The sequence below is a fragment of the Methylobacterium sp. WL8 genome, assembly GCF_008040045.1.
Taxonomy (GTDB): Bacteria; Pseudomonadota; Alphaproteobacteria; order Rhizobiales; family Beijerinckiaceae; genus Methylobacterium; species Methylobacterium cerastii.
In genome coordinates this window covers 1-23,810 of sequence record NZ_VRVF01000006.1, presented here as the reverse complement: position 1 = coordinate 23,810, position 23,810 = coordinate 1, and the positions used below count along the sequence as shown (strand labels likewise).

Here is a 23,810-nt window from a genome sequence, read left to right as displayed (position 1 = left end):
CCGGCGCGCCGAATGCGTGTCGCCGGCCCGAAAGCCTCAGCCTTCCGCGTGCATCTCCGGCGCCATGTAGGGCCGGCCCTCGGCGGTCAGCGCGCGGTCGACCGCCTCGATCGCGACGAGGATCCGGGTCAAATCCTCGGCCATCGACACCGGCGCAAGGTCGATGCCGGAGAGGCGCTTGGCCATGGCGTTGCGCTGCCGCGCCAGAACCGTGCGGGCACGGTGGAGGTCTTGGATCTCGTCGGTCGTCATGGCGTGGCGTCCCCCTTGGCCCGGAACCGTCCCGGGCGGGCAGCAAAAAGCCCCGAGACCGTATCGGTCGCGGGGCTTCTCGTCATATCGGCCTCGAAACCCTTACGGGCAGGAGTGCCGCGCGCCGTCGTTGCCGAGGTAGGTCTGCGAGCGCACGTCGTAGGAGCGGAAGCGCTGGATGCAGTAGCTCACCGATTCCTGCGGGCCGGGCGCCACCTCGGTCTGCACCTCCGTGTAGGCCGGAGCGTAGCCGTAGCCGCCGTAGCCGGCCGGCGCGTAACCGCCGCCGTAGTAGTTGTCGTCGTAGCCGTAGCCGCCGTAGCCATAACCGAGGCCGCCGCCGATCAGAGCGCCGGTGGCGAGGCCGAGCCCGAGGCCGGCCGCGCCGTAGCCGAGGCCACGACCGTAGCCGCCGCGGTACCCGCGACCATAGCCGGTGCCGTAGCCCCGGCCGATCCCGCGGTTGGCGAAGCCGCCGTTGCCGACGAAGCCGCCTCGGTTAGCAAACCCACCACCGACGCCACGGTTGGCGAACCCGCCGCCGAAGCCACGGTTTGCGAAGCCGCCGCCCACGCCGCGGCCGGCGAAGCCTGCCCCGCCGATGCCGCGACCACCGCCGAAGCCGCCGCCACCAAAGCCGCGGCCACCGCCGAAGCCGCCGCCGCCGATGCCATGGCCGCCACCGAAGCCGCCGCCGCCCCGGCCGCCGAAGCCGCGGGCGTCGACGGTCGCGGGAAGCATGGCGAGCGCGCCGGCCATCAAGGCGGACGCTAAGACAATCCGTTTCATCAGTTTCTCACGCGTTCGAGATGTCGTCGTCAGTGGCACAACGCGTGAGGGAGCAAATCGTACCGCGCGATCCGAGACCCGCGTCGAAACATCCGCTTATCGAGACGAAGATCAGAAGAACGCCTGCAGCCCGGTCTGCGCGCGGCCGAGGATCAGGGCGTGGACATCGTGGGTGCCCTCGTAGGTGTTCACCGTCTCGAGGTTCTGGGCGTGACGCATCACGTGGTACTCGCCCATGATGCCGTTGCCGCCGTGCATGTCCCGGGCGGTGCGGGCGATGTCGAGCGCCTTGCCGCAATTGTTGCGCTTGATCAGCGAGATCATCTCCGGCGCCATCTTTCCCTCGTCCATCAGGCGGCCGACGCGCAAGGATGCCTGCAATCCGAGCGTGATCTCGGTCTGCATGTCGGCGAGCTTCTTCTGGATGAGCTGCGTCTGCGCCAGCGGCCGGCCGAACTGCTTGCGCTCCAGGGTGTAGGAGCGCGCCCGGTGCCAGCAATCCTCCGCGGCGCCCATTACGCCCCAGGAGATGCCGTAGCGCGCCCGGTTCAGGCAGCCGAACGGGCCCTTGAGGCCGGAGACGTTGGGGAGCAGCGCGTCCTCGCCGACCTCGACGCCCTCCATCACGATCTCGCCCGTGGTCGAGGCCCGAAGCGACAACTTGCCCTTCAGCGTCGGAGCCGACAGCCCTTTCATGCCCTTTTCCAGGATGAAGCCGCGGATCGCGCCGTCATGCGCGTCGGACTTCGCCCAGACCACGAACACGTCGGCGAAGGGCGCGTTCGAGATCCACATCTTGGCCCCCGACAGGCGGTAGCCGCCATCGATCTTCTCGGCCTTGGTCTTCATGCCGCCCGGATCGGAGCCGGCATCGGGTTCGGTGAGACCGAAGCAGCCGATGAATTCGCCGGATGCGAGCTTCGGCAGGAACTTCCGCCGCTGCTCCTCGGAGCCGTAGGCGTGGATCGGGTACATCACCAGGGACGACTGCACGCTCATCATCGAGCGATAGCCGGAATCGACCCGCTCGACCGCCCGCGCCACGAGGCCGTAGGCGACGTAGCCGGCGCCGGCGCAGCCGTACTCCTCGGGGATCGTCACGCCCAGCAGCCCGAGTGCGCCCATCTGGCGGAACAGATCGGGGTCGGTCTTCTCCTGGGCGTAGGCGTCCACCACGCCGGGCAGCAGCCGCTCCTGGGCGAAGTCCTGCGCCACGTCGCGGATCGCGCGCTCGTCTTCGGTGAGCTGGTCCTCGAGCAGGAACGGGTCGTCCCAGACGAAGGCGGCCGACGCCTTGACCAATGGGCCGGCGCTTCCGGCGGGCGCGCGCATCGGTGCGTTCATGGTCGATCCCTCTCCGAAACGGTCTCGGCCGGTTCGGCGATTCGCCGGCCGTTGCGCCGCAAGATAGCCGGATGGGCCGCGACTTCCACCGCGCCCGCCGCGGGGAAGGGTCAGGCCCGCGCCGCTGTCACGCCCGGCCGAGCAGCGTCAGCCACGCGATGGTGGTGAAGGGGGCGAGCAGGGTCGAGACCAGGAGCGAGGCCGCGATCAGGCCGGTTTCCGTCCGGTAGCGCATGGCGAGCAGGTAGGCGTTGATGCCGACCGGCATCGCCGCGAACAGCGTCGCGACGCCGGCATAGGCCGGCGGCATCGCAAACAGCTTCGTCGCGAGCAGCCACACGATCAGCGGGTGGACGACGAGCTTCAACAGCGCGATCACCACCGCACCGGGCAGGTCGAACAGCACGCGGTAGCGCCGCAGGCCGGCGCCCAGCGCGATCAGCGCGCAGGTCGAGGCCGTGGCCGCGAACATGTCGATCAGCGCCTTGGGGATGCCGGACGGGACGATGCCGCCCTGCTTCAGCGCCATGCCGATCAGCAACGCCACGAAGATCGGGTTGCGGATCAGCACGAGGCCGAGGCCGCGCAGGCGCTGCCAGAGCGAGCGCCCGGCCTCCGCCTCGATCAGGAAGGTGGCGCAGCCCATCATCAGCGGCAGGTGGACGGCGAGCAGCAGGAAGAGCGGGAACGCCCCCTCCTCGCCGTAAGCCTGGAGGATGGTCGGCACGCCGACGAAGATGGTGTTCGACTGGCTGGCGGCGAAGCCGTGCAGGATCGCGCCCTGCCGCTCGATGCCCGCGCGCCGCCGCGCGATCAGCGACCCGGCGAGCCAGGACATGCCGGCGCCGCCGAAATAGGAGATCCAGTAGCCCCAGGAGATCTCGCCATCGAGTCCCGGCCGGGTCAGCGTCGCGATGATCAGCGACGGCACGGCGATGGCGAAGACGTATTCCGACAGCCCCTCGCTCACCTTGTCGGAGAGCAGGCCGGCCAGCGCCGCGCCCCAGCCGATCAGGATGATCCCGAAGATCGGGACGATGATCATCACGGCGTTCACGGGATGGCGGACCGGCTGGCGTTCGAGGAGGGCTTGCGCATAGCACGCCCGCTGCGGTCTTCACGTTGCGTCGGGCGCATGACCGGAGCGAAGCGGCGCGCCGGCTAGAGCCTTTTCAAGCGAGGTGGATGCCGGCTCGTGTGAAGAGAACGCGACCACACAGCAGGTTAGGGCATTTTCCGTGACCCAGGGATCACGGAAAATGCTCTAAGATCCGGCGACCTCGGTCCGGGCCTTCAGGATGTCGATCAGCGCGCGGTCGCGGCGGGCCTCCAGCTCGGGCAGCGTGCGGCCGGCCGCCTCCGCTTCGACGCCTTCGACGATCGCATCCTTCACCGCGTCGCTCAGCTCGGGGCGGCCGAGGCTCTCCCAGCGGCGGACCTGGCTCGGCCCGAGGTGGTCGAGGTAGTGCCGGATGCCGCCCGCCCCGCCGCCGAGATGATAGGTCATGTGCGGCCCCATCGCCGCCCAGCGCAGCCCCGGCCCGTTGCACAAGGCCGCGTCGATGTCGGCGACGCTGGCCACCCCCTCGGCGACGAGGTTCACCGCCTCCCGGTACAGGGCCGAGGCGAGGCGGTTGGCGACGTGGCCCGGCATCTCGCGCCGCAGGATCACCGGGCGCCGCCCGAGCCGGGCGTAGAACGCGGCGGCGCGCTCGCCGGTCGCCGGGTCGCCCGCCACGATCTCCACCAGCGGCACCAGGTGCGGCGGGTGGAACGGGTGGGCGACGATCACCCGTTCCGGCGTCCGGCATTCGGCGACGATCCGGCTGCGCAGCATCGCCGAGGTGCTCGACGCGACGATCACGCCGGGCGCCGCCCGCGCGTCGAGCTCGGCCAGCACCGCCCGCTTGACCGCCTCGTCCTCGGGCGCGTTCTCCTGCACGAAGATCGCGCCGGACACGGCCGCCTCGATCGCGGTGCAGGTCTCTAGGCGCCCGCGTCCACGCAGTCCGAGTTCCCCCAGCTGGCCGAGCGCGTGCGCGACGGAAGCGCGGAGCCGGTCCGCGAAGCCGGGCGCGGTGTCGTAGGCCGCCACGTCGAAGCCGTGCGCGAGGAACAAGGCCGCCCAGCTGGCACCGAGCGTACCGCAGCCGACCACGGCTATGCGGCCGGTTTCATCCGTTTCAACAGCTGTCACGGCGTCGCCTCCCTGCGCTTTACTTTCAGTCGGCGCCTCGCCTAGTCAATGCAGCGCCCGGCGTACATGGCCGGGCGAACGGCAGGCGGAACGACCTGCGACCCGGAGGACATCGATGTTCAAGCGCGCCTCGGCCGCCGCCGCGATCCTGCTTCTCGCCGCCGGCACCGCGCGGGCCGACGACGTCGTCCGCCTCGGGAACCTGAAGTTCGCCCACTACGGGGCGATCTCCTACATGAAGGAGATCGCCCCGAAGTTCGGCCTGAAGATCGACGAGAAGCAGTTCGCCAAGGGCGCCGACATCTACCCCGCCATGGCGGTGGACCAGATCGACATCTCGGCCTCGGGCGCCGACGGCGCGGTGGCGGCGCGCGGCAACGGCGTGAAGCTCTACGTGGTGGCGGGTTTCGCCAACGGCGGCGTTCGCATCCTGAAGCGGCCCGATCTCGACGCGGTGAAAACGCTAAAAGATGTGAAAGGCCTCAAGGTCGCCACCGTCCGCGGCGGCACGCAGGACCTGATGCTGCTCGCCGAGCTCGACAAGCACGGCATGACCTGGGGCGAGCGCGCCGGCAAGGACGTGCAGCTGATCTACTTCAACAACTACGCCGACCTGAACCAGGCGCTGGCGCAGAAATACGTCGACGTGATCTGCCAGTCGGAGCCGCAATCGACCCAGGCGATCAGCGCCGGATGGGGCGTCGAGGTGGTGAAGCCCTACGACACCCCGATCGGCATCCCCGTGCGTCCGCTGGTGATGACCGAGAAGATGTACAACGAGAAGCCGGAGATCGCCGGCCGGGTGCTAAAGCTTTTCGTGGCCGCGACCAAGGCCTTCATCGACGACCCGGCGCTGGCCGAGAAGTACGTGCGCGAGTCCGTGTTCAAGGGCCAGCTTTCGAGCCAGGACTTCCGCGACGGCATGGCGAACGCGAGCTACACCTACGACGTGCCGGCCGGGCACATGCAGACCACCGCCGATTACATGATGAAGTACGGCCTCGGTAAGATGACGACCCCGCCCAAGAGCGATGCCGAGTGGGTGAAGACGGACCTGCTCGACAAGGCCAAGGCGGATCTTGGCATCAAGGCCGAATCGAAGACCCCGTGATGCGGCTTTCCTCGCTGCGGGGCGCCCTCGTCCCGGTCGGCCTGCTCGTGCTCTGGGAGATCCTGAGCCGGGTCGGCGTGTTCTCGCCGATCGTGCTGCCGCCGCCGAGCGCGGTGGCGGTGAAGTGGTATGCGGGCCTGCTGCCCGCCCTCCCCTATGAGCCGGGCCAGGAGAGCTATCTCGCCTGGATCTTCTCCGGCGAGATGCCGCACGACGCGGCGTCGAGCCTGACGCGGGTCCTGGCGGGCTTCGTCATCGGTGCGGGGCTAGCAGTGCCGACCGGTCTGATGCTCGGCACGAGCGACAGGCTCTATGGGCTGTTCAACCCGCTGCTACAGGTGCTGCGCCCGATCCCGCCGATCGCCTACATACCGCTCGCCATCGTCTGGTTCGGCCTCGGCAACCCGCCGGCCCTATTCCTGATCGCGCTTGGCACCTTCTTCCCGGTGCTGGTCAACACCATCGCCGGCGTGCGGCAGGTCGACTCGATCTACATCCGCGCTGCGCGGAACCTCGGCGCCAACTCTTGGACGATGTTCCGCCGGGTGATCCTGCCGGCCGCGAGCCCCTACGTGCTCGCCGGGATGCGAATTGGCATCGGCACCGCGTTCATCGTCGTGATCGTCGCCGAGATGATCGCGGTCTCTGACGGCCTCGGCTACCGCATCCTCGAGGCGCGCGAGTACATGTGGTCGGACAAGATCATCGGCGGCATGCTGACGATCGGCATCCTCGGCTTAATCATCGACGGCGCGATGAGCCGTCTCAACGACCACCTGCTGCGCTGGCATCGCGGCCTCGAGCGATAGGCCACCCATGTCCGCCGACCGGCAACCCAAGTCCGCAGAGATCGTCGTCGCGAACGCCGTGAAGGTGTTCGGCACCGGGACCGCCGCGGTCGCGGCACTCCAGGACATTTCGACCACGGTGCCGGAGGGGCAGTTCCTGTGCCTGCTCGGCCCCTCCGGCTGCGGCAAGTCCACCCTGCTCAACGCCATCGCCGGCTTCACCCCGCTCACCGACGGGCGGATCACCATGGGCGGCAAGGTGGTGACGCAGCCTGGGCCGGACCGCGGCATGGTCTTCCAGGAATACGCGCTGTTCCCGTGGATGACGGTCGAGGACAACGTCCGCTTCGGCCTCGACATCAAGGGCGTGCCCAAGCCCGAGGCCACGATCGCCGTCGATCGCATCGTCGCGACGCTCGGGCTTTCCGACTTCCGCAAGCGCTATCCGAAGGACCTGTCCGGCGGCATGCGCCAGCGCGTGGCCATCGCCCGCATCCTGGCGCTGGACCCGCCGGTCATGCTGATGGACGAGCCGTTCGGGGCGCTGGACGCGCTGACCCGGCGGACCCTTCAGGACGAGCTCCTTCGCATTTGGTCGGAGTACCGCAAGACGATCGTGTTCGTGACGCACTCGATCGAGGAGGCGATCTACCTCGCCGACCGCATCTTGGTGATGACCTACCGCCCGGGCCGGATCAAACGCGACGTCACCGTGCCGATGCCGCGGCCGCGCGACCCGGCGAGCCAGGACTTCAACGCGATCAAGCGCGAGCTCGGCGCGCTGGTGATGGAGGAGCAGCAGCGCTTCACCAACGCCGAGCTGCACGCGCCGGCCGTGGACTGAGCCGGGCGGGGCCTATCCTCAGATTCGCCGCTTTCGGCGGGCAACAGCCTTCGGCAGCCTGCCAACCCAGGCGCGTCGAGGAGATCGGCCTGCGGTGATCCGCTTCGAGAACGTCACCAAGATCTACAAGACCGACGGCCATCGCCGCACGATCCTGGAGCGGGTGTCGCTGACGCTGAAGCCCGGCATCAGCTACGGCATCCTCGGGATCAACGGCGCCGGCAAGTCGACGACGATGCGCATGATCGGCGGCACCGAGGAGCCGACGAGCGGCAAGATCAAGCGGGCTCTGCGGGTTTCCTGGCCCCTCGGGTTCGGCGGCGGCTTCCACCCGATGATGACCGGCCGGGACAACGTGATCTTCGTGGCGCGCGTCTACGGCGAGGACCCGAAGCGCGTGCTCGACTACGTCGAGGACTTCTCCGAGCTCGGCAGCTACCTCGACGTTCCGATCCGGACCTACTCGTCGGGCATGAGCCAGCGCCTCGCCTTCGGGATGAGCATGGCGATCCCGTTCGACTGCTACCTGATCGACGAGGTTACGGCGGTGGGCGACGCGCGCTTCCAGCGGCGCTGCTCCGAAGTCTTCGCCGAACGACGCCAGACCGCCGACGTCATCATGGTGTCCCACTCGATGGAGACGATCCGCGAATGGTGCTCGCAGGGTATCGTGCTGATCAATGGTCGCGCCATCATCTACGAGGACGTCAACGACGCGATCGAGGTCTACCGGCGCCTGAACGCGTGAGGTCGCCGCACGGGGCAGACATCGTTTCGCCGCGCGATGCGCCGAGGATGATCGTCATGTCCGCCCGGACAACGGAATCAGCAGGTCCATGAACGTCGAGATCCGCAACCCTCAGGGCAAGCCGCTGACGACCGCAGACCGGTCCAAGGCGGTGGCCGAGTCGCTGAGCCAGATCGCGCGACTGTCCCGCTTCGCCGACCGTAAGAAGGGCATTCGCTCCTACCAGAGCCACGTGAAGAGCGATCCGTGGCTACCGATCCTGTTCGTCCTGTGCTTCGTCCTGCCGACCGTCGCGGGCGGCATCTACTACGGCCTCATCGCCTCCGACCGTTTCGTCACCGAGGCCCGGTTCGCACTGCGCCCCGCCCTCGGCGGCGCTGAGAAAGCCACACCGGACGCGGTCGGGACCAATGCCGGCGTCCCCAAGGAATTGCTGGCTCAGGACGTGCTGATCACCCACCAGTACGTCCTCAGCCGTCCGATGCTGGAGGTGATCCAGGCCAAGCTGCCGATCCGCGAATGGTTCAGCCGCGACCAAATCGACTTCCTCTCGCGCTTCGATCCCGAGAAGCCGATCGAGAAGTTTTTGAAGTACTGGCGCGAGCGCGTCGCCATCGACCTTGAGGGCAGCTCCGGCATCATGTCGCTGACGGTGTCGGCCTTCGATCCTGCCGAGTCGCTGGCGATCACGAAGGCGGTGATGACGGAAGCCGAGCGCATGGTGAACGAGCTCACCATGCGCGCGCGCAACGATGCGGTCGCCGAGAGCAATCGCGAGATGCGCTTGGCGGAGGAGCGCCTGGCGAAGATCCGCCTCGCGGTGCGCGACCTGCGCAACCGTGACGGCGTGCTCGATGCGCAGAAGGCCAACGAAACGAACCTGAAGGTGATCGCAGAGCTTAGGGCCGCGCGCATCAACCTTTCGGTGCAGTTGACGATGTCGCTGCGCGACCTCGCTCCGGAATCGCGCCGCATCCTCGACATGAAGGCCCAGATCAAGGACCTCGACGATAACATCAACCGGATCGAACGCCAGTCGGCGAGCCAGGATCCGGAGCAGAAGCGCCTTTTGTCCGACGCGCTGACACGGTTCGAGGCGCTCGACAACGAGCGTAAGGATACGGAAAAATACTACGCCAAGGTGATCGCCGCCAACGAGCGCGCACGGATCATCGCCGCCCGGCAGATCGAGTTCTTCAGCCCGATCGTCGAGCCGGTCCTGGCGGAGTCCTCGACCCAGCCGCGACGGTTGCTGATGAGCAGTCTCGTCGCGGCCGGCGCGGCGGTGTTCTTCGCCGCCGCCTTGTTCGCCCGCAAGCAGATGACCTGATCGCGGGCTTCGCTCAACGGCGATCCGAACCGAAGGTCTGGCTCGGCGCCGGCGGGGTGCCGGCGGTGCGGGGCTCGTCCACTGGCAGCAGGGTATGGCCGCTTTCGGTGTCGAGACCGGTGGTGGTCGAAGCTGCGGCCCCGATCGCCGTCGACCCGACCTCGCCGGCTCCGACCTCGGCGCCTGTCATGCCGCCGGTCCAGCCCTGTGCCCGCCAGCCCTGCGCCCGCTCATTGAGATCGATCGAGCCGTGCCGATCGAGGATCGCCAGGATGCGGTCGGCCTGGCCGTCCTCGACGCGGGCGGTGACGAGGGTGCCGCCGCGGCGCACGCCTTCGGCATAGGTCTCGGCCTCATGCTCGCTGAGGCCGGCGCCCGTCAGAGCGCCGAGCAGGCCGCCGGCCGCGGCGCCGACGCCGGCGCCCGCCGCGGTCGCGGCGAGCCAGCCGGCCGCCACCACCGGACCGATCCCGGGGATCGCGAGCATGCCGAGGCCGGCCAGGAGGCCGGCGCCGCCGCCGAGCACCGTGCCAAGCGTCGCACCGGTGCCGGCGCCGCCGACGCCCGCGTCGGCGGGGTCCGACGAGCGGGTCGGATCGCCGGTGGTTGTGAGGCGGCCGGCATGCCGGTCCTCGGCGTTGTTGGCCACGATGCTGATGTCGCCGTGCGGGATGCCCTCGGCTTCGAGCTTGTCGACCGCGCGGGCCGCCGCGTCGTAATCGTCGAACAGGGCGGTGATGGCTCGCATCGCCATGGTGGTTCCTCCGGTCGTTGAACGTCGGATCGCGCGCCTGCTCGTGCGGCGGGCCCGATCCCGAGCCCGTTCAAGCCGCCGGAGCGGAGCCGGGTTCCAGCTTGGCCGATGGCGTCGTCGGGACGTCGCGTTAACAGGACGCTAACCATCCACCCGGCAAATCTTGCCGGGTCCGCCCGTCGCGGGCGGGGGTCAGGGACATGAGCGAGACGGCGATCGCGCCGGAGCGGACCGGAGGGATGTCGGCGCTCGGCGGCTTCTCGATGCCGAACCGCGCCAGCTTCGACGCGCTCTCCAAGCGCACCGACCTGTTCTTCGCGACCGCGGTGATGGGCATCCTCGCGGTGCTGATCTTCCCGCTGCCGTCGGTGCTGCTCGACCTGCTGCTCGCCGTGTCGATCATCATGTCGGTGCTAATCATGATGACGGGCCTGTTCATCGACAACCCGCTGGAATTCACCGTCTTCCCGACGCTGCTGCTGATGGCGACCATGCTGCGGCTGGCGCTGAACCTCGCCTCGACCCGGCTGATCCTCGGCCACGGCCACGAGGGTACGGCGGCGGCCGGCCACGTCATCGAAGCATTCGGCAACTTCGTGATGGGGGGCAACTTCGTCATCGGGATCATCGTGTTCGCGATCCTGATCATCGTGAACTTCGTTGTCATCACGAAGGGCTCGGGCCGCATCGCCGAGGTCGCGGCGCGCTTCACCCTCGACGCGATGCCCGGCAAGCAGATGGCGATCGACGCCGACCTTTCGGCCGGCCTGATCGACGAGAAGGTCGCCAAGGCGCGGCGTTCGGCATTGGAAGAGGAATCGTCCTTCTTCGGCGCCATGGACGGCGCCTCGAAGTTCGTGCGCGGCGACGCGATCGCGGCGCTGCTGATCACCTTCATCAACGTGGTCGGCGGCATCATCATCGGCGTCGCGCAGCAGGACATGGCGATCGGCGCGGCGGCCAAGAGCTACACCCTTCTCACCATCGGCGACGGCCTCGCCTCGCAGGTGCCGGCGCTGATCGTCTCGACCGCCGCCGGCATTCTGGTCTCGAAGGCGGGCGTGAAGGGCTCGGCCGACAAGGCGCTCGGCAAGCAGCTCGCCAACTACCCGAAGGCGCTCGGCATGTCCTCGGGCGTCATGGTGCTGATCGCGCTGATGCCCGGCATGCCGATGCTGCCGTTCCTCGCGCTCGCCGGCGCCTCCGGCTACGCCGCCTGGCGCTTCGCCAAGACCGCCCGCGAGGCGCCGCCTCTCGACGAGGCCGGGGTGCCGATGGACCCCGCCGCCGTCGCGGCGGCGGCCGCGGCCAAGGAGGAGACGGTCACCGACCTGCTGAAGCTCGACGACCTCAAGCTCGAGATGGGCTATGCGCTGCTCGCCCTCGTCAGCGGCGAGGGCCAGGACCGCCTGACCGACCAGATCAAGGCGCTGCGCCGCCAGCTGGCGGCCGACCTCGGCTTCGTCATGCCGTCGGTCCGCATCCTCGACAACGTCCAGCTCGACGCCAACGCCTACGTTGTGCGCGTCAAGGAGATCGAGGCCGGGACCGGCCAGATCTTCCCCGGCCAGTTCATGGCGATGGACCCGATGGGCGGCCAGGTCCAGCTGCCCGGCCAGCATATGCTGGAGCCGACCTTCGGCCTGCCCGCGACCTGGATCGACGCGTCCCTGCGCGACCAGGCGCAGCTCAAGGGCTATACCGTCGTCGACGCCGCCACCGTGGTCTCGACGCACCTCACCGAGATCATCAAGGCGCACGTCTCGGAGCTGCTCAACCACGTCGAGGTCTCGAAGCTGCTGCGCGAGCTGTCCAAGGAGCACGCCGAGCTCGTTAAGGAGGTCGTGCCTTCGCAGATCAACACCACTGGCATCCAGCGGGTGCTGCAGTTCCTGCTGGCCGAGCGGGTCTCGATCCGCGACCTCGGCGCCATCGTCGAGGGCATCGCGGAGGTGGCCGGATCGGTAAAGAACCCGCGCGACATCGTCGAGCACGTCCGCGCGCGCCTCGGGCGCCAGATCTGCGCCCAGTACCAGGGGCCGGACGGCATGCTGCCGATCATCACCCTGTCGCCGGCCTGGGAGCAGGCCTTCCTGGATTCGATCGTGGGCGAGCGCGACGAGCGCTACCTCGCGATGCAGCCCTCGAAGCTCACCGAGTTCGTGCAGACGGTGCGCGACCGGTTCGAGACCGCGGCGCGGATGGGCGAGATGCCGGTCCTCGTCACCTCGGTTCAAGCCCGGCCGTTCGTGCGCTCGATCATCGAGCGTTTCCGCCGCGAGACCCCGGTGATGAGCCAGGCGGAGATCCATGCGCGGGCGCGGCTGCGCAACGTCGGCTCGGTGTGAGGTCGGGCGGCGGATAGTCGAACGGCAGGGTGCGAACGCCGCGGTGATAGGGGAAGCGTGCGCGTTGCAGCGGGTCCGGACCTGTGAAGATCAAGCGCACGCGGAAGGCTACCGGGCTCGCGCAGAGAAGGTAATCGCGCAGGTTCGGCTCGTCCGGCAGGAACCACGCCGTCGTGAGATAGCGCGCGTCGTCCCGCACCCATGCGGGGATCGGCAATCCCCAACGGCGGGCGAGATGTTCGCCCATCGCCCCGAGATAGGCGTCCGCGCGCGGAACGCCGACGAGGCCGGGATCGTCGGCGATCATCGCCGTCTGCCGCTCGATCCTGCCGTCGAGCGCGTAGAACGCGTCGAGGAACTCACGGCTGTGGTGATCCCAGTCGCCATCCTCGCGGATGCGGACGGCGACCTCGTGAAGCGTGGCGGGTCTCACGGGGACGCATCCAGGATGGCCGGGAAGCGCCATCGCGCGTCGATCGCCGGGGCTTCGTCGTAGATCGACGCGTAGAGGGTGACCAAGCCTTCGAGGTCGACGATCCCGAGATGGGCGGCCAGCGCGCGGGCGTCGTCCATATCGCGCGTGCCCCGATCGAGACTGCTCAAGGCTCGGAGCTTCATGGCGAGGAGATAGTGCGGGCGTGCCAGGAGCGTCCTCAGCCCCGGGGGGCCCTCGGACGGATACGCACCCGACACTTCGAACAAGGACTCCGGTTCGTCGAGGGGCGTGAACATGCCGACCGCGTTGTTGAGCCAATCGGAATCGAGGTCCATCTCCCTGGCGACCCGGGCGACGGAAGGTGCGAGCACCGCCTCGTCGAAGCCTTCCCGCACCACCGCGTCCACGTCCCAGGTCGATCGGCGCCATTCGAACTGAAGGATCAGCGCGCCGCCACCGTAGATGGCCAACTCGATGAAGACGCCGCGCGCGGCAAGGTCCGATCCAAGCGCCTCAAGGGCCTGGCGCAAGCGTCCGTGGTCGAGCGGTTGCGCCATGGGCCCCTCCTCTCACACCGTCGTGCGTTTCAGGTCTCGCTCGATCTTCGCCGGATCGAGGCCCGGGGCGACGAGCGGCGGGTTCGGGGCGCGAGCCGTCTGCGTCCCGGTCCCGCGAAGCGCGCCGGCCAGTCGGTTTCGCTCGTAGAGCAGCACGACGACGACCGAGATCAGGAACGGCAGCCAGAAATAGAACATCCGGAACACGAGCAGCGCTGCGATGATCGCCGGCCTGGCGATGTCGGGCATCGCTACGACGAAGACCAGCTCGAACACGCCGAGGCCACCGGGGGCGTTCGAGACGAGGGCCGCCGAGAACGAGGCGAGGAACACCGCCAGCACCACCAGGAAGCCCGGGTTATGCGCCTCGGGCAACGCGAAATAGATGATCCCGGCCGCGCCGAGCAGCTCCAGCGGGGCGGCGATGATCTGCCGGATCATGATGCGGGGGCGCGGATATTCGAGCTTGAACGACCGGATCGTCAGCGGCTTGAGCTTGAGCAGCGAGCCGGCGACGTAGAGTGCCACGGCGCCGAGCAGCACCGCGCCGAGCGTCCGGGCTGTGCTCGGATTGGTGAGGATCGCCGGAAGGTAGCCCTGCAGCCGCGTCAGGGTGTCGGGTAGCGCCACCAGCACGAATCCGCCGAGCAGGATCGTGCCGAGGCCGAAGGTGAAGGAGCACAGGGCGACCAGCACCGCGACCTGTGCCGCCGACAGGCCCTTGGCGGTGTAGGCGCGGTAACGCACCACCGCGCCGGAGAAGACCGAGGCGCCGATGTTGTGCGACAGCGCGTAGGTGGTGAACGAGCAGACCGAGACGAAGAACGTCGAAATGTGAGTGACGCCGAGGTGCAACAGCGCGATCCGGTCGTACCAGGCGAGCGCGGCGTAGGCGACGAGGGTGGAGAGCGCGGCCAGGAGGAAGCGGTGCAGCGGGATGGCGGCGAGGCTGCCCTGGATCTCGGACATCGAGATGCCGCGCAGCTCACGGAAGAGCAGGTATCCCGAGATGGCGACCGCGGCGAGGCCGACGATCGGCCAGATGAAATCGCTGATCTTCTTCATGGACACCGGCACCTCGGGGAAACCCCTGATGCGTCAGGACGCGACGCACCGCAAGCACGCCCGGCGGGGCGCGCCTGCACGGTCTAGTGTCATCGGATCATGACGGTTTCGTGCTGCCCGGCCTTAGGCGCGGGCGCGCGATAGGCCGATGCCGTCCATCGCCGCCTGCTCGCGGACAGCCTCGGCGGCGCGCTCGGCCGAGCGCTCGCGGTCGTCAAGGATCTCGACCTTCTTCAGGTCCTCGAACGCCTCGCCGAGCTCGGCCTTGGCCTCGGCCAGCTGGCTCTCGAGCGCGATCGCCGACTGGCGCATGTTGTCCCGGCGGACGGCGGCGGCGCGGGCGTAGGTCGGGTAGGCGAAGTGACCGGTGTCGGTGATGCCGGCGCGGGCTTCCTCGTGGACCACCTCGCGGTCGAGCTCCATCGCCATGCGCTGGAAGTCGGCCATCATCATCTCGATCTGGGTCACGCGGCGACGCTTCTCGTCGACCTGGAAGCGGCGTAGCCGGATCAGCGTGTCACGCGATTTCATGGGATACGCTCACTCCACACAACGCACGAGATCCCGGCAGTACCGAACGTGCGACGCGGCCAGGACCCGCCGCACCGTCCGCCTCAGGACCCGCCCACGATCTCCGCGAGCCGTGCGTAACCATCGCCGATGGAGGTTGCTTCTTCCTTACCCTGCCCCAGAAAAGCCTCCAATCGCGGCATGAGCGCGACCGCCTCGTCGACCTCGGGCGAGGCGCCGGCGCGGTAGGCGCCGAGGCGGATCAGTTCCTCCATGTCGGCGTAGGTGGCGAGCAGCTTGCGCGCCCGCCGCACCACCGGCAGGAACGCCGGATCGCACGAGCGCGGCATGGTGCGCGAGACCGAGCGCAGCACGTTCACCGCCGGGTAGCGTCCGCGCTCGGCGATGGACCGCTCCATCACGATGTGCCCGTCGAGGATGCCGCGCACCGCGTCGGCCACCGGCTCGTTGTGGTCGTCGCCCTCCACCAGCACGGTGAACAGGGCCGAGATCGTCCCCTCCCCCACCCCCGGGCCTGCCCGCTCGAGCAGCCGCGGAAGCTCGGAAAACACCGTCGGGGTGTAGCCCTTGGCCGTCGGCGGCTCGCCCGCGGCGAGCCCGATGTCGCGCTGGGCCATGGCGAAGCGCGTGATCGAATCGATCATGCACAGGACCTTGGCGCCCTGGTCTCGGAAGTGTTCGGCGACCGAGAGGGTCACGTAGGCCGCGTTGCGGCGCATCAGGGCCGGCTCGTCCGAGGTCGCGACCACCACGACGGAGCGGGCGAGGCCTGCGGCGCCGAGGTCGTCCTGCAGGAACTCCTGCACCTCGCGACCGCGCTCGCCGACGAGGCCGATCACCGCGACGTCAGCGGCGGTGTAGCGGGCGAGCATCGACAGCAGCACCGACTTGCCGACGCCCGAGCCGGCGAAGATGCCCATGCGCTGGCCGGCGCACATCGTCAGGAAGGTGTTGAGGCAGCGGACGCCGAGGTCGAGCGGTTTTCCCACCCGGCGGCGGGCGTGGGCCGGCGGTGGGTCGGCGCGCAGCGGATAGATCTCAGGTCCGTTGGCGAGCGGGCCGAGACCGTCGACCGGTCGGCCGAGCGCATCGACCACGCGGCCGAGCCACGCCGGCGACGGACGGATCGCGCCCGCGGCCTCGTCGCGCACGAAGGCCGGGCAGCCGCGGCGCACGCCCTCCAGCGAGCCGAACGGCATGGCAAGCGCCCGGTCGCCCTGGAAGCCGATGATCTCGCACGGGATCAAGCCGGCGCTGCCGGCGCCCTCCACGTCCAGCCGCCCACCGAGCCGCATCGCGGCGACCGGCCCTGCGACCTCGACGAGGAGCCCGCGAATCGCGACGACGCGGCCGTAGGTCTCGAGCGGCTCGACCCGCTCCAGCCCGGCTCGGATGCCGGAGAGCGTCCCAGCCGCGGTCCCGCCCTGGTCCTGCGTCATCCGTGATGCCCTAACGGTTCGTTTACCTCCCTCCTTAACACTGCGGTCATCGGGCTTGTAGCGGGGCCGATCGCACGGCCGGTTCGGGTCCCTCGATCCGGCCCGGACATGCGTCGCGGATGTGGCTCGACGGCCACGAACGCGCGCGGCCCGTGACATGTGAAGGACTTGGCAGGCGTTGAAAGTACGGCATCGGCCGCGCGCGGTCGGGGCGGTCGGGGCGGTCGGGACGGACAGCCGAGACCGGACGAAAAAAGGCCGAGGCAGATGCAAACGATCGCTTGCCACGGAGAATCAGGTTTTGTTAACGATTAACGAATAGCGTTTCACGTCAATGACGATGGGGCGTCCGTCCACAGGCCGGTGGCGGACGAATGGCGGCGACGTGTCCGAACGCTGATACGGCCGGCCGGGCTGGGGATCGACGATGCGGGTACTTCTGATCGAGGACGACGGCGCCACGGCGCAGAGCATCGAGTTGATGCTCAAGTCCGAGAACTTCAACACCTACACCACCGATCTCGGTGAGGAAGGGATCGATCTCGGCAAGCTCTACGATTACGACATCATCCTGCTCGACCTGAACCTGCCCGACATGTCGGGCTACGAGGTACTGCGCAACCTTCGGGTCGCCAAGGTCAAGACGCCGATCCTGATTCTGTCGGGCATGGCCGGCATCGAAGACAAGGTTAAGGGCCTCGGCTTCGGCGCCGACGACTATCTCACCAAGCCGTTCCACAAGGACGAGCTCGTGGCCCGCATCCACGCCATCGTCCGCCGCTCGAAGGGCCACGCCCAGTCGGTGATCACCACCGCCGACCTGATCGTGAACCTCGACCAGAAGACCGTCGAGGTCGCCGGCTCCCGCGTCCACCTCACCGGCAAGGAGTACCAGATGCTGGAACTCCTCTCGCTCCGGAAAGGCACGACGCTCACCAAGGAGATGTTCCTCAATCATCTCTACGGCGGCATGGACGAGCCCGAGCTGAAGATCATCGACGTGTTCATCTGCAAGCTGCGGAAGAAGCTCGCCAATGCAAGCCAGGGCAAGAACTACATCGAGACGGTCTGGGGCCGCGGCTACGTGCTCCGCGAGCCGATGGACGCCGAAGAGCGCATCGCCGTCTGACTCGTCCTCCTGCGGCCATTCCATCCGAGGCACCCGCGGATCGCTCCGCGGGTGCCTTTTTCTTTGCGAGAGCCCGTCCCATGGCCGCGCTTGTCTTCGCCGCCGCGGAGGGATATCCACGAATCCTGCGTCGCCGGCCCCGCACATCTCCGTGCGGTCCCGAGGTCGGCGCCGAGGAGAGACGAGCCTTGGCCAGCGCCGGCTCAGCACCCGTCGCCATCGAGGCCGCGTCCGCGGCGTCGCCGACGCGCGCCCTCCGCACGCTTCTGCTTACCCGCCCCTGAGGGCCGTCCGGGCGCACGCCTGGGCCTTCAGGGGATCGCACGGCCGGATCTTCAGGCTTCGAAGGCAGCCCGGTCCGCATTGCGGAGGGTGCCGCGACAGGGTTGACACGAGATGACCAGCACTTCCGAGACGAAAAAAGACCGAGTCGTGATCTTCGACACGACGTTGCGCGACGGCGAGCAATGCCCGGGCGCGACCATGACGCTGGACGAGAAGCTCGCGGTGGCCGAGTTGCTCGATGCGATGGGCGTCGACGTGATCGAGGCCGGCTTCCCGATCGCCTCCAACGGCGACTTCGAGGCCGTGTCCGAGATCGCACGGCGCGCCCAGCGAGCCACCATCGCCGGGCTCGCCCGCGCCATCCCCGCCGACATCGCGCGGGCCGGCGAAGCGGTTCGGCACGCGCGCCAGGGGCGTATCCATACCTTCGTCTCGACCTCGCCGATCCATCTCGCGCACCAGATGCGCAAGACCGAGGACGAGGTCGTCGAGATCATCCTCAAGACGGTGGCGCAGGCGCGCGACCTCGTCTCCGACGTCGAGTGGTCGGCGATGGACGCGACCCGCACCCCGATCGACTATCTGTGCCGCTGCGTCGAGGCGGCGATCAAGGCCGGCGCGACGACGATCAACCTGCCCGACACGGTCGGCTACGCCACGCCGGGCGAGTACCGGGCGATGTTCGAGGCGGTGCGCGAGCGCGTGCCGAATGCCGACAAGGCGATCTTCTCGGTCCATTGCCACAACGACCTCGGCCTCGCGATCGCCAACACCCTGGCCGGCATCGAGGGCGGCGCGCGCCAGGTGGAGTGCACGATCAACGGCATCGGCGAGCGCGCGGGCAACGCGGCGCTCGAGGAGGTCGTCATGGCGATCCGCACCCGCTCCGACGTACTGCCCTACGAGACCGGCATCGAGTCGACGATGCTGACGCGCGCCTCGAAGCTCGTGAGCCACGCCACCAACTTCCCGGTGCAGTTCAACAAGGCGATCGTCGGCCGCAACGCCTTCGCGCACGAGAGCGGCATCCACCAGGACGGCATGCTCAAGCACGCCGAGACCTACGAGATCATGACGCCGGCCTCCGTCGGCGTCACCAAGACCAACCTGGTGATGGGCAAGCATTCCGGTCGGGCCGCGTTCCGCTCCAAGCTCGACGAGCTCGGCCTGAAGTTGTCCGACAACCAGCTGCAGGACGTGTTCGAGCGGTTCAAGGCCTTGGCCGACCGCAAGAAGCACGTCTACGACGAGGACATCGAGGCGCTGGTCGACGAAAACCTCGCCACCGCGCACGACCGCATCCGCCTGGTGTCGCTCTCGGTCATCGCCGGCACCCGCGGGCCGCAGCGGGCGACGATGAAGGTCGCCCTGGACGGCAAGACGCTCACCGAGGAGGCCGACGGCAACGGGCCGGTGGACGCGGTGTTCAACGCGATTCAGGCGCTCGTGCCGCACGAGGCGCAGCTCGAGCTGTACCAGGTCCACGCGGTCACCGCCGGCACCGACGCGCAAGCCGAGGTCTCGGTCCGCCTGAAGGCGGGCGAGCGCTCGATCACCGCGCGCGGCGCCGACCCGGACACGCTGGTCGCATCGGCCAAGGCCTACCTCTCGGCCTTGAACAAGCTGGCAGCCTCCGCCGTGCGCATCCATGCGCAGCACGCGGCGGCGGAGTAGTCCGAAAACCGACTGAGCCGGGGGAAAATCCCCGCCCGCGGGCGAAAACCTCACTCGCGGGGTGGACAGCCCCCGGCCCGGTTGGTATCAGCCCGCATCGCAGCGGGACTTGGTGGACCGCGGCGGATCGCTCAGGCGATCGGGCGCATAGCTCAGTTGGTAGAGCAGCTGACTCTTAATCAGCGGGTCCTAGGTTCGAACCCTAGTGCGCCCACCAAAGAATTCCGATCTTACACGATCTAGGGCAAGACGCGGCGACGCGTCTTGCCCTTCTTCGTTTCGGGGTTTGCTCCGGGTGCGAGCGTCGATGTGAAGCCACCCGAACAGCCTCGAATCTGCATTTTGCATTCCGATTGGCCCAGGCCTTGCTCGGCTCCGCCCCAGCGGGGGAGTCGTCGATGGATGCGCTTGCGAACGGCCGGGACGTGCAGCTCGCCCTGCGGGGCATCCGGAAGGCGTTCCCATCTCGGGGCGGCGCGGTGCCGGTGCTCGACGGACTGAACTTCGACATCTACGAGCGCGACTTCGTCAGCATCATCGGGCCGTCCGGCTGCGGCAAGACCACGGTCTTCAACGTCATCGCCGGCCTGCTCGAACCCGACGAGGGCACGATGCGCTTCCGTGGCGAGATCGTGCCCGGGCTCTCGGGGCGCGTCGGCTACATGATGCAGAAGGACCTGCTGTTCCCCTGGCGCACCGTTCTGCAGAACGTCATGCTCGGCCTGGAGATGAAGGGCGTCGACGCCCGGGCCGCGACCGAGACGGCGCGGGACTACCTCGCCCGCTTCGGGCTCTCCGGCTTCGAGAACGCCTACCCGAAGACTCTGTCCGGCGGCATGCGGCAGCGGGCGGCGCTGATCCGGACGCTGATCATGGACCCGGACATCCTGCTCCTCGACGAACCGTTCTCGGCCCTGGACTACCAGACCCGGCTCTACCTCGAAGCCGTGCTGCTCGACGCCGTCGGGACGTTTCACAAGACCGTCGTGCTCGTGACCCACGACATCGACGAGGCCGTGGCCCTCTCCAAGCGCGTGGTGGTGCTCGGCAACCGGCCGACCCGGGTGAAGGCGGTGCACGATATCGCGCTCAACGATCGGTCGCCGATCGGCGCCCGCAGCGATCCGCGCTTCTCGGAATACTTCAACACCCTGTGCGGCGAACTCGACATCCAGACCCGAGCGAGGGCGGCCTGATGGCGATCCAAAGCCTTTCGCAAGACCAGGCGCCGACGGCGCAGAGCCCGGCGACACCGGCCGCGACCCGCCGCAGACCGGGTGCCCTGGCGCGCGCGGTCGACACCACCCTCGGACGCGGCCTGATCCAGATTCTGGCCGTGGCGGTTTTCTTTGCGAGCTGGGAGATCGCGGTGGACGCCGGATGGCTCACTGAATTCCTGGTCGGCGCCCCCTCGGGCATCTGGCGGGTGTTCGTGAAGAGCGTGCTGGACGGCAGCCTCGTCCACGACACCTGGCTCACGGTGGTGGAGGCCATCCTCGGCTTCGTCATCGGAACCGTCCTCGGCTCCGCAGCGGGCCTCGGGCTCTGGTATTCGGTGCTGGTCGCGCGGATCGTCGAGCCGTTCATCGTGGCGATCAACTCGGTGCCGAAGATCGCGCTGGCGCCGATCGTGATCCTCTGGTTCGGCACCGGCTTCATCTCGAAGGTCGCGCTCGCGGTTTCGCTCACCGCCCTGGTGGCGCTGATCGCGGCGTATCAGGCCGCCCGGGACGCGGACCCCGACCTGCAGGCGCTGCTAGCTTCGATGGGGGCCTCGAAGAACCGGATCTTCCGCTCGGTGATCGTGCCCTCGACGCTGCCGGCGATCATCGGGATGTTCCGGATCAACATCGGCTTCGCCCTCGTCGGCGCCGTCGTCGGCGAGTTCATCTCGTCCCAGGCGGGGCTCGGCCACCTGATCTACAACGCCTCGTCGCTCTACGACCTCAACGCCGTCTGGGTCGGGCTGTTCGTGCTGATGTTCGTCGGCTTCCTGCTCTACCACGTCATCGATTTCGCCGAACGCCGCATCCTGCCGTGGCGGCAGGTGGACACCGCCGGCAGCGTTCAGGTCTGAGCTCCAGGCCGCCGCGTCGCGCGCGACTGCCCTTTCCCCCTTCCCTGCCCTTTCCTTTGCAGAACGAGTGGCCCCGATGATCCAGCGCCGTCCCCTCCTCGCGACCGTCGCCGCGGCTTGGCTGCTGGGAGCCGCGCCGGCCTCGGCGGCGGCGTTGAAGGCGACGGTGAGCCAAGCCTTCCAATCGATGCTCTACCTGCCGCTCTACGTGGCCCTCGACGAGGGGTTGTTCGAGAAGGCCGGCATCGAGGTCACCAAGGAGACCGCCGGCGCCCCGAGCGTCGCGCTCTCGGCGGTGATCTCGAAGAGCGCACAGTTCTCGATCCACGGTCCGGAATGGACCGCGGTGGCGGCCTCGAAGGGCGCCCCCGTCGGCGTCGTCGCCAACGTCGTCAACGGTGCGGCCGTCTGGATCGCGACGACGCCGGATTTCGCGTTCAAGGACGTGAAGGACCTCAAGGGCCAGACCATCGTCACCGGATTGATGCCGACGACCAGCACCTCGCTGTTCCTGAAGCTCCTCAAGGAGAACGGGTTGTCGAAGGACGACGTGACGCTGACGCAGGTGCAGCTCGGCACCGAGCCCGGCCCGTTCCTGGCCGGCCAGGCCAAAGTCGCCGTTTTGTACGAGCCCGGCCTCGACCAGGTCGCGGCGAAGGGCATGAAGGTCGTCCTCGGCTTCCCCGAGAAGTACGGACCCTACGCCTTCTCGGCGGTGAGCGCGCGCAAGGACGTGGATCCCGTGGTGGCGCAGGCCTTCGTCAACGGCATGCAGGCGGCGATCCGGTTGATGCAATCCGAGCCGGCCAAGGCGGTCGCGGTCGCGAAGAAGGAGTTCCCGAACCTCGACCCGACCGTCGTCGAGGCCGCGGTGAAGCGCATGATGGGCGACAAGGTCTATCCCGAGAGCGTCGACATCACGCCGGATGCCCTGAAGATCGCCCTCGACACCCAGATCGCCCTCGGCAACCTCGCGGCCCAGCCGGACTACGCGAGCTTCGTGCGGCGCGACTTCATCATCAAGGCGATGGCGGGGCAGTAATCCCCGTGGTGCGCGCCGACATCTCTCAGCGCGCGGCGGCCGGGCGCGATGCGCGGAGCGACTTCGCGGCCAGCGACGCGCTCGGCGGGAGGTCGTTGGCGCTGGGCGTCCCCGCACGCGCTCCCGGGACAGCACCCGGCGTCTTCGCATCCCGCCCGCGCTCGAAACCGTAGCCGAGGTTCACGCCGGCATAGGCGCCGGTGAAATCCTCGGCCTGCGCGGATGTCGCGAGCCCGAGAACCAGGACGAGCGAAAGGGTGCGACGCATGCGAGCTTGCCCGGTTGTCGATCCGAAACGCGAAACGGCGGCCCTGGAAGGGACCGCCGTCTGCAATCTCACCGGGAACGCGGCGGAAGCGAGATCGCCGCGTTCGTCCGATTCGCCGACGATCAATCGTCGACGTTGATGCTCTGGGCCTCGCGGCCCTTCTGGCCGTCGACCACTGCGAGCGTCACGGTCTGACCCTCGGCCAGCGACTCGAGGCCGGCGCGCGACAGGGCGGAGCGATGGACGAACACGTCCTTGCCGCCGTCGTTCACCGACACGAAGCCGAAGCCCTTAGCCGGGTCGTACCACTTCACGGTGCCCTGCATCTCGGTCGAGGGACCGGAGGCAACGCGGCCACCACCGCCACCGGCGCCGTAGCCACCACCCGCTCCGCCGTAGCCGCCACCGGCGCCGCCGTAACCACCGCCGCCGGCACCGTAGCCGCCGCCGGGGGCGCCGAAGCCGCCCGCCCGCGGGGGACGCGCATCGCGCATCTCGCGCCGGGGCGGAGCCGCCTCGGCCGTCGAGGTGTCGACGCTCGTCACGTTGGTCACCTGCGGACCCTTCTGGCCCTGCGCAGTCTGGACGGTGAGCCGGGTGCCCGGCTGCAGGTCGTCATGGCCGGCCGCCTCGACGGCGCGGATGTGGAGGAAGGCGTCGCCCGAGCCGTCGCCGAGTTCGACGAAGCCGAAGCCCTTCTCCTTGTTGAACCACTTCACCGTGGCGTCGCGCTCCGGGCCCGTGGGGGCGGCCGCAGCCCGGGGAGCGCCGCCGCCGAAGCCGCCGCCGCCACCACCGTATC

Annotated in this window: 24 protein-coding genes and 1 tRNA gene; 12 read left to right on the top strand and 13 right to left on the bottom strand. The window is 68.6% G+C overall.

Going from position 1 to position 23,810, the window contains the following annotated elements:
• Positions 1-36 precede the first annotated feature (36 nt).
• The 5 genes from FV234_RS03810 to FV234_RS03790 form a co-directional block, all read right to left on the bottom strand.
• Complete coding sequence (locus tag FV234_RS03810; RefSeq protein ID WP_147754681.1) at positions 37-252, bottom strand: hypothetical protein; 216 nt, start codon at positions 250-252, stop codon at positions 37-39.
• Between the two features lie 102 nt (positions 253-354).
• Positions 355-1,041: a BA14K family protein gene (locus tag FV234_RS03805; RefSeq protein ID WP_147828147.1), complete on the bottom strand. Its 687-nt coding sequence runs from the start codon at positions 1,039-1,041 to the stop codon at positions 355-357.
• 111 nt (positions 1,042-1,152) lie between these two features.
• Entirely contained in the window at positions 1,153-2,385 is a 1,233-nt protein-coding gene (locus FV234_RS03800; RefSeq protein WP_147828146.1) for an acyl-CoA dehydrogenase, read from the bottom strand.
• A gap of 127 nt (positions 2,386-2,512) precedes the next feature.
• Positions 2,513-3,442, bottom strand: coding sequence for an AEC family transporter (locus FV234_RS03795; RefSeq protein ID WP_147754728.1), 930 nt, complete (start codon positions 3,440-3,442; stop codon positions 2,513-2,515).
• A 207-nt stretch (positions 3,443-3,649) separates the two neighbouring features.
• Positions 3,650-4,582, bottom strand: coding sequence for a 3-hydroxyacyl-CoA dehydrogenase NAD-binding domain-containing protein (locus FV234_RS03790; protein WP_147814289.1), 933 nt, complete (start codon positions 4,580-4,582; stop codon positions 3,650-3,652).
• Between the two features lie 115 nt (positions 4,583-4,697).
• Here FV234_RS03790 and FV234_RS03785 point away from each other — a divergent pair, with 115 nt between their 5' ends.
• The 5 genes from FV234_RS03785 to FV234_RS03765 all read left to right on the top strand — a co-directional run bounded on the left by FV234_RS03785 (position 4,698) and on the right by FV234_RS03765 (position 9,403).
• Positions 4,698-5,693 (top strand): ABC transporter substrate-binding protein, encoded by a 996-nt coding sequence (locus tag FV234_RS03785; protein ID WP_147828145.1) that lies wholly within the window; start codon positions 4,698-4,700, stop codon positions 5,691-5,693.
• The gene (locus FV234_RS03780; RefSeq protein WP_147828144.1) at positions 5,693-6,502 is read left to right on the top strand and encodes an ABC transporter permease; all 810 of its coding nucleotides are present in this window, start codon (positions 5,693-5,695) and stop codon (positions 6,500-6,502) included. Before FV234_RS03785 ends, FV234_RS03780 begins: the two co-directional genes overlap by 1 nt.
• Before the next feature lie 7 nt (positions 6,503-6,509).
• The gene (locus tag FV234_RS03775) at positions 6,510-7,325 is read left to right on the top strand and encodes an ABC transporter ATP-binding protein (protein WP_147828143.1); all 816 of its coding nucleotides are present in this window, start codon (positions 6,510-6,512) and stop codon (positions 7,323-7,325) included.
• Between the two features lie 94 nt (positions 7,326-7,419).
• Positions 7,420-8,073, top strand: a complete 654-nt coding sequence (locus FV234_RS03770) for an ABC transporter ATP-binding protein (protein WP_147828142.1) — start codon at positions 7,420-7,422, stop codon at positions 8,071-8,073.
• 88 nt (positions 8,074-8,161) lie between these two features.
• Positions 8,162-9,403: a capsule biosynthesis protein gene (locus FV234_RS03765; protein ID WP_147828141.1), complete on the top strand. Its 1,242-nt coding sequence runs from the start codon at positions 8,162-8,164 to the stop codon at positions 9,401-9,403.
• Between the two features lie 13 nt (positions 9,404-9,416).
• Here the strand turns inward: FV234_RS03765 and FV234_RS03760 are convergent, their stop codons facing one another.
• Entirely contained in the window at positions 9,417-10,157 is a 741-nt protein-coding gene (locus tag FV234_RS03760) for a hypothetical protein (protein ID WP_246686108.1), read from the bottom strand.
• Between the two features lie 200 nt (positions 10,158-10,357).
• Here FV234_RS03760 and flhA point away from each other — a divergent pair, with 200 nt between their 5' ends.
• Positions 10,358-12,505 carry a flagellar biosynthesis protein FlhA gene (flhA, locus tag FV234_RS03755; protein WP_147761498.1) on the top strand — a complete coding sequence of 716 codons (2,148 nt, stop codon included), beginning with the start codon at positions 10,358-10,360 and terminating at the stop codon, positions 12,503-12,505.
• Here flhA and FV234_RS03750 read toward each other — a convergent pair.
• The 5 genes from FV234_RS03750 to fliI all read right to left on the bottom strand — a co-directional run bounded on the left by FV234_RS03750 (position 12,417) and on the right by fliI (position 16,533).
• Positions 12,417-12,971 (bottom strand): hypothetical protein, encoded by a 555-nt coding sequence (locus FV234_RS03750; protein WP_246686107.1) that lies wholly within the window; start codon positions 12,969-12,971, stop codon positions 12,417-12,419. The two genes, flhA and FV234_RS03750, sit on opposite strands and share 89 nt — an antisense overlap.
• On the bottom strand, positions 12,935-13,498 hold the full coding sequence (locus FV234_RS03745) for a hypothetical protein (protein ID WP_147828140.1): 564 nt from the start codon (positions 13,496-13,498) through the stop codon (positions 12,935-12,937). Before FV234_RS03745 ends, FV234_RS03750 begins: the two co-directional genes overlap by 37 nt.
• A 12-nt stretch (positions 13,499-13,510) precedes the next feature.
• Positions 13,511-14,563: a lysylphosphatidylglycerol synthase domain-containing protein gene (locus tag FV234_RS03740; RefSeq protein ID WP_147828139.1), complete on the bottom strand. Its 1,053-nt coding sequence runs from the start codon at positions 14,561-14,563 to the stop codon at positions 13,511-13,513.
• Positions 14,564-14,686: 123 nt separating this feature from the next.
• A complete protein-coding gene (fliJ, locus tag FV234_RS03735) occupies positions 14,687-15,094 on the bottom strand; it encodes a flagellar export protein FliJ (protein ID WP_147753614.1) in 408 nt (135 codons plus the stop codon).
• 83 nt (positions 15,095-15,177) lie between these two features.
• Positions 15,178-16,533 carry a flagellar protein export ATPase FliI gene (gene fliI / locus FV234_RS03730; RefSeq protein WP_147828138.1) on the bottom strand — a complete coding sequence of 452 codons (1,356 nt, stop codon included), beginning with the start codon at positions 16,531-16,533 and terminating at the stop codon, positions 15,178-15,180.
• 427 nt (positions 16,534-16,960) lie between these two features.
• On the opposite strand from fliI, the gene FV234_RS03725 reads away from it, so the two are divergent.
• From FV234_RS03725 to FV234_RS03700, 6 genes are all read left to right on the top strand, one after another.
• Positions 16,961-17,662 carry a response regulator transcription factor CtrA gene (locus FV234_RS03725; protein ID WP_147727979.1) on the top strand — a complete coding sequence of 234 codons (702 nt, stop codon included), beginning with the start codon at positions 16,961-16,963 and terminating at the stop codon, positions 17,660-17,662.
• A 396-nt stretch (positions 17,663-18,058) separates the two neighbouring features.
• Complete coding sequence (locus FV234_RS03720) at positions 18,059-19,621, top strand: 2-isopropylmalate synthase (RefSeq protein WP_147761494.1); 1,563 nt, start codon at positions 18,059-18,061, stop codon at positions 19,619-19,621.
• Positions 19,622-19,762: 141 nt separating this feature from the next.
• Positions 19,763-19,838 (top strand) — tRNA-Lys (locus FV234_RS03715).
• 181 nt (positions 19,839-20,019) lie between these two features.
• Positions 20,020-20,817 carry an ABC transporter ATP-binding protein gene (locus FV234_RS03710; protein WP_147828137.1) on the top strand — a complete coding sequence of 266 codons (798 nt, stop codon included), beginning with the start codon at positions 20,020-20,022 and terminating at the stop codon, positions 20,815-20,817.
• Entirely contained in the window at positions 20,817-21,698 is an 882-nt protein-coding gene (locus FV234_RS03705) for an ABC transporter permease (RefSeq protein WP_147814577.1), read from the top strand. Before FV234_RS03710 ends, FV234_RS03705 begins: the two co-directional genes overlap by 1 nt.
• Positions 21,699-21,774: 76 nt before the next feature.
• Positions 21,775-22,740 (top strand): ABC transporter substrate-binding protein, encoded by a 966-nt coding sequence (locus FV234_RS03700; RefSeq protein ID WP_147828136.1) that lies wholly within the window; start codon positions 21,775-21,777, stop codon positions 22,738-22,740.
• A gap of 25 nt (positions 22,741-22,765) precedes the next feature.
• On the opposite strand, the gene FV234_RS03695 is transcribed toward FV234_RS03700, so the two are convergent.
• Entirely contained in the window at positions 22,766-23,008 is a 243-nt protein-coding gene (locus FV234_RS03695; protein WP_147828135.1) for a hypothetical protein, read from the bottom strand.
• A gap of 122 nt (positions 23,009-23,130) precedes the next feature.
• The coding region (locus FV234_RS26905) for a cold shock domain-containing protein (RefSeq protein WP_147828134.1) at positions 23,131-23,810 on the bottom strand (680 nt) is incomplete at its 5' end.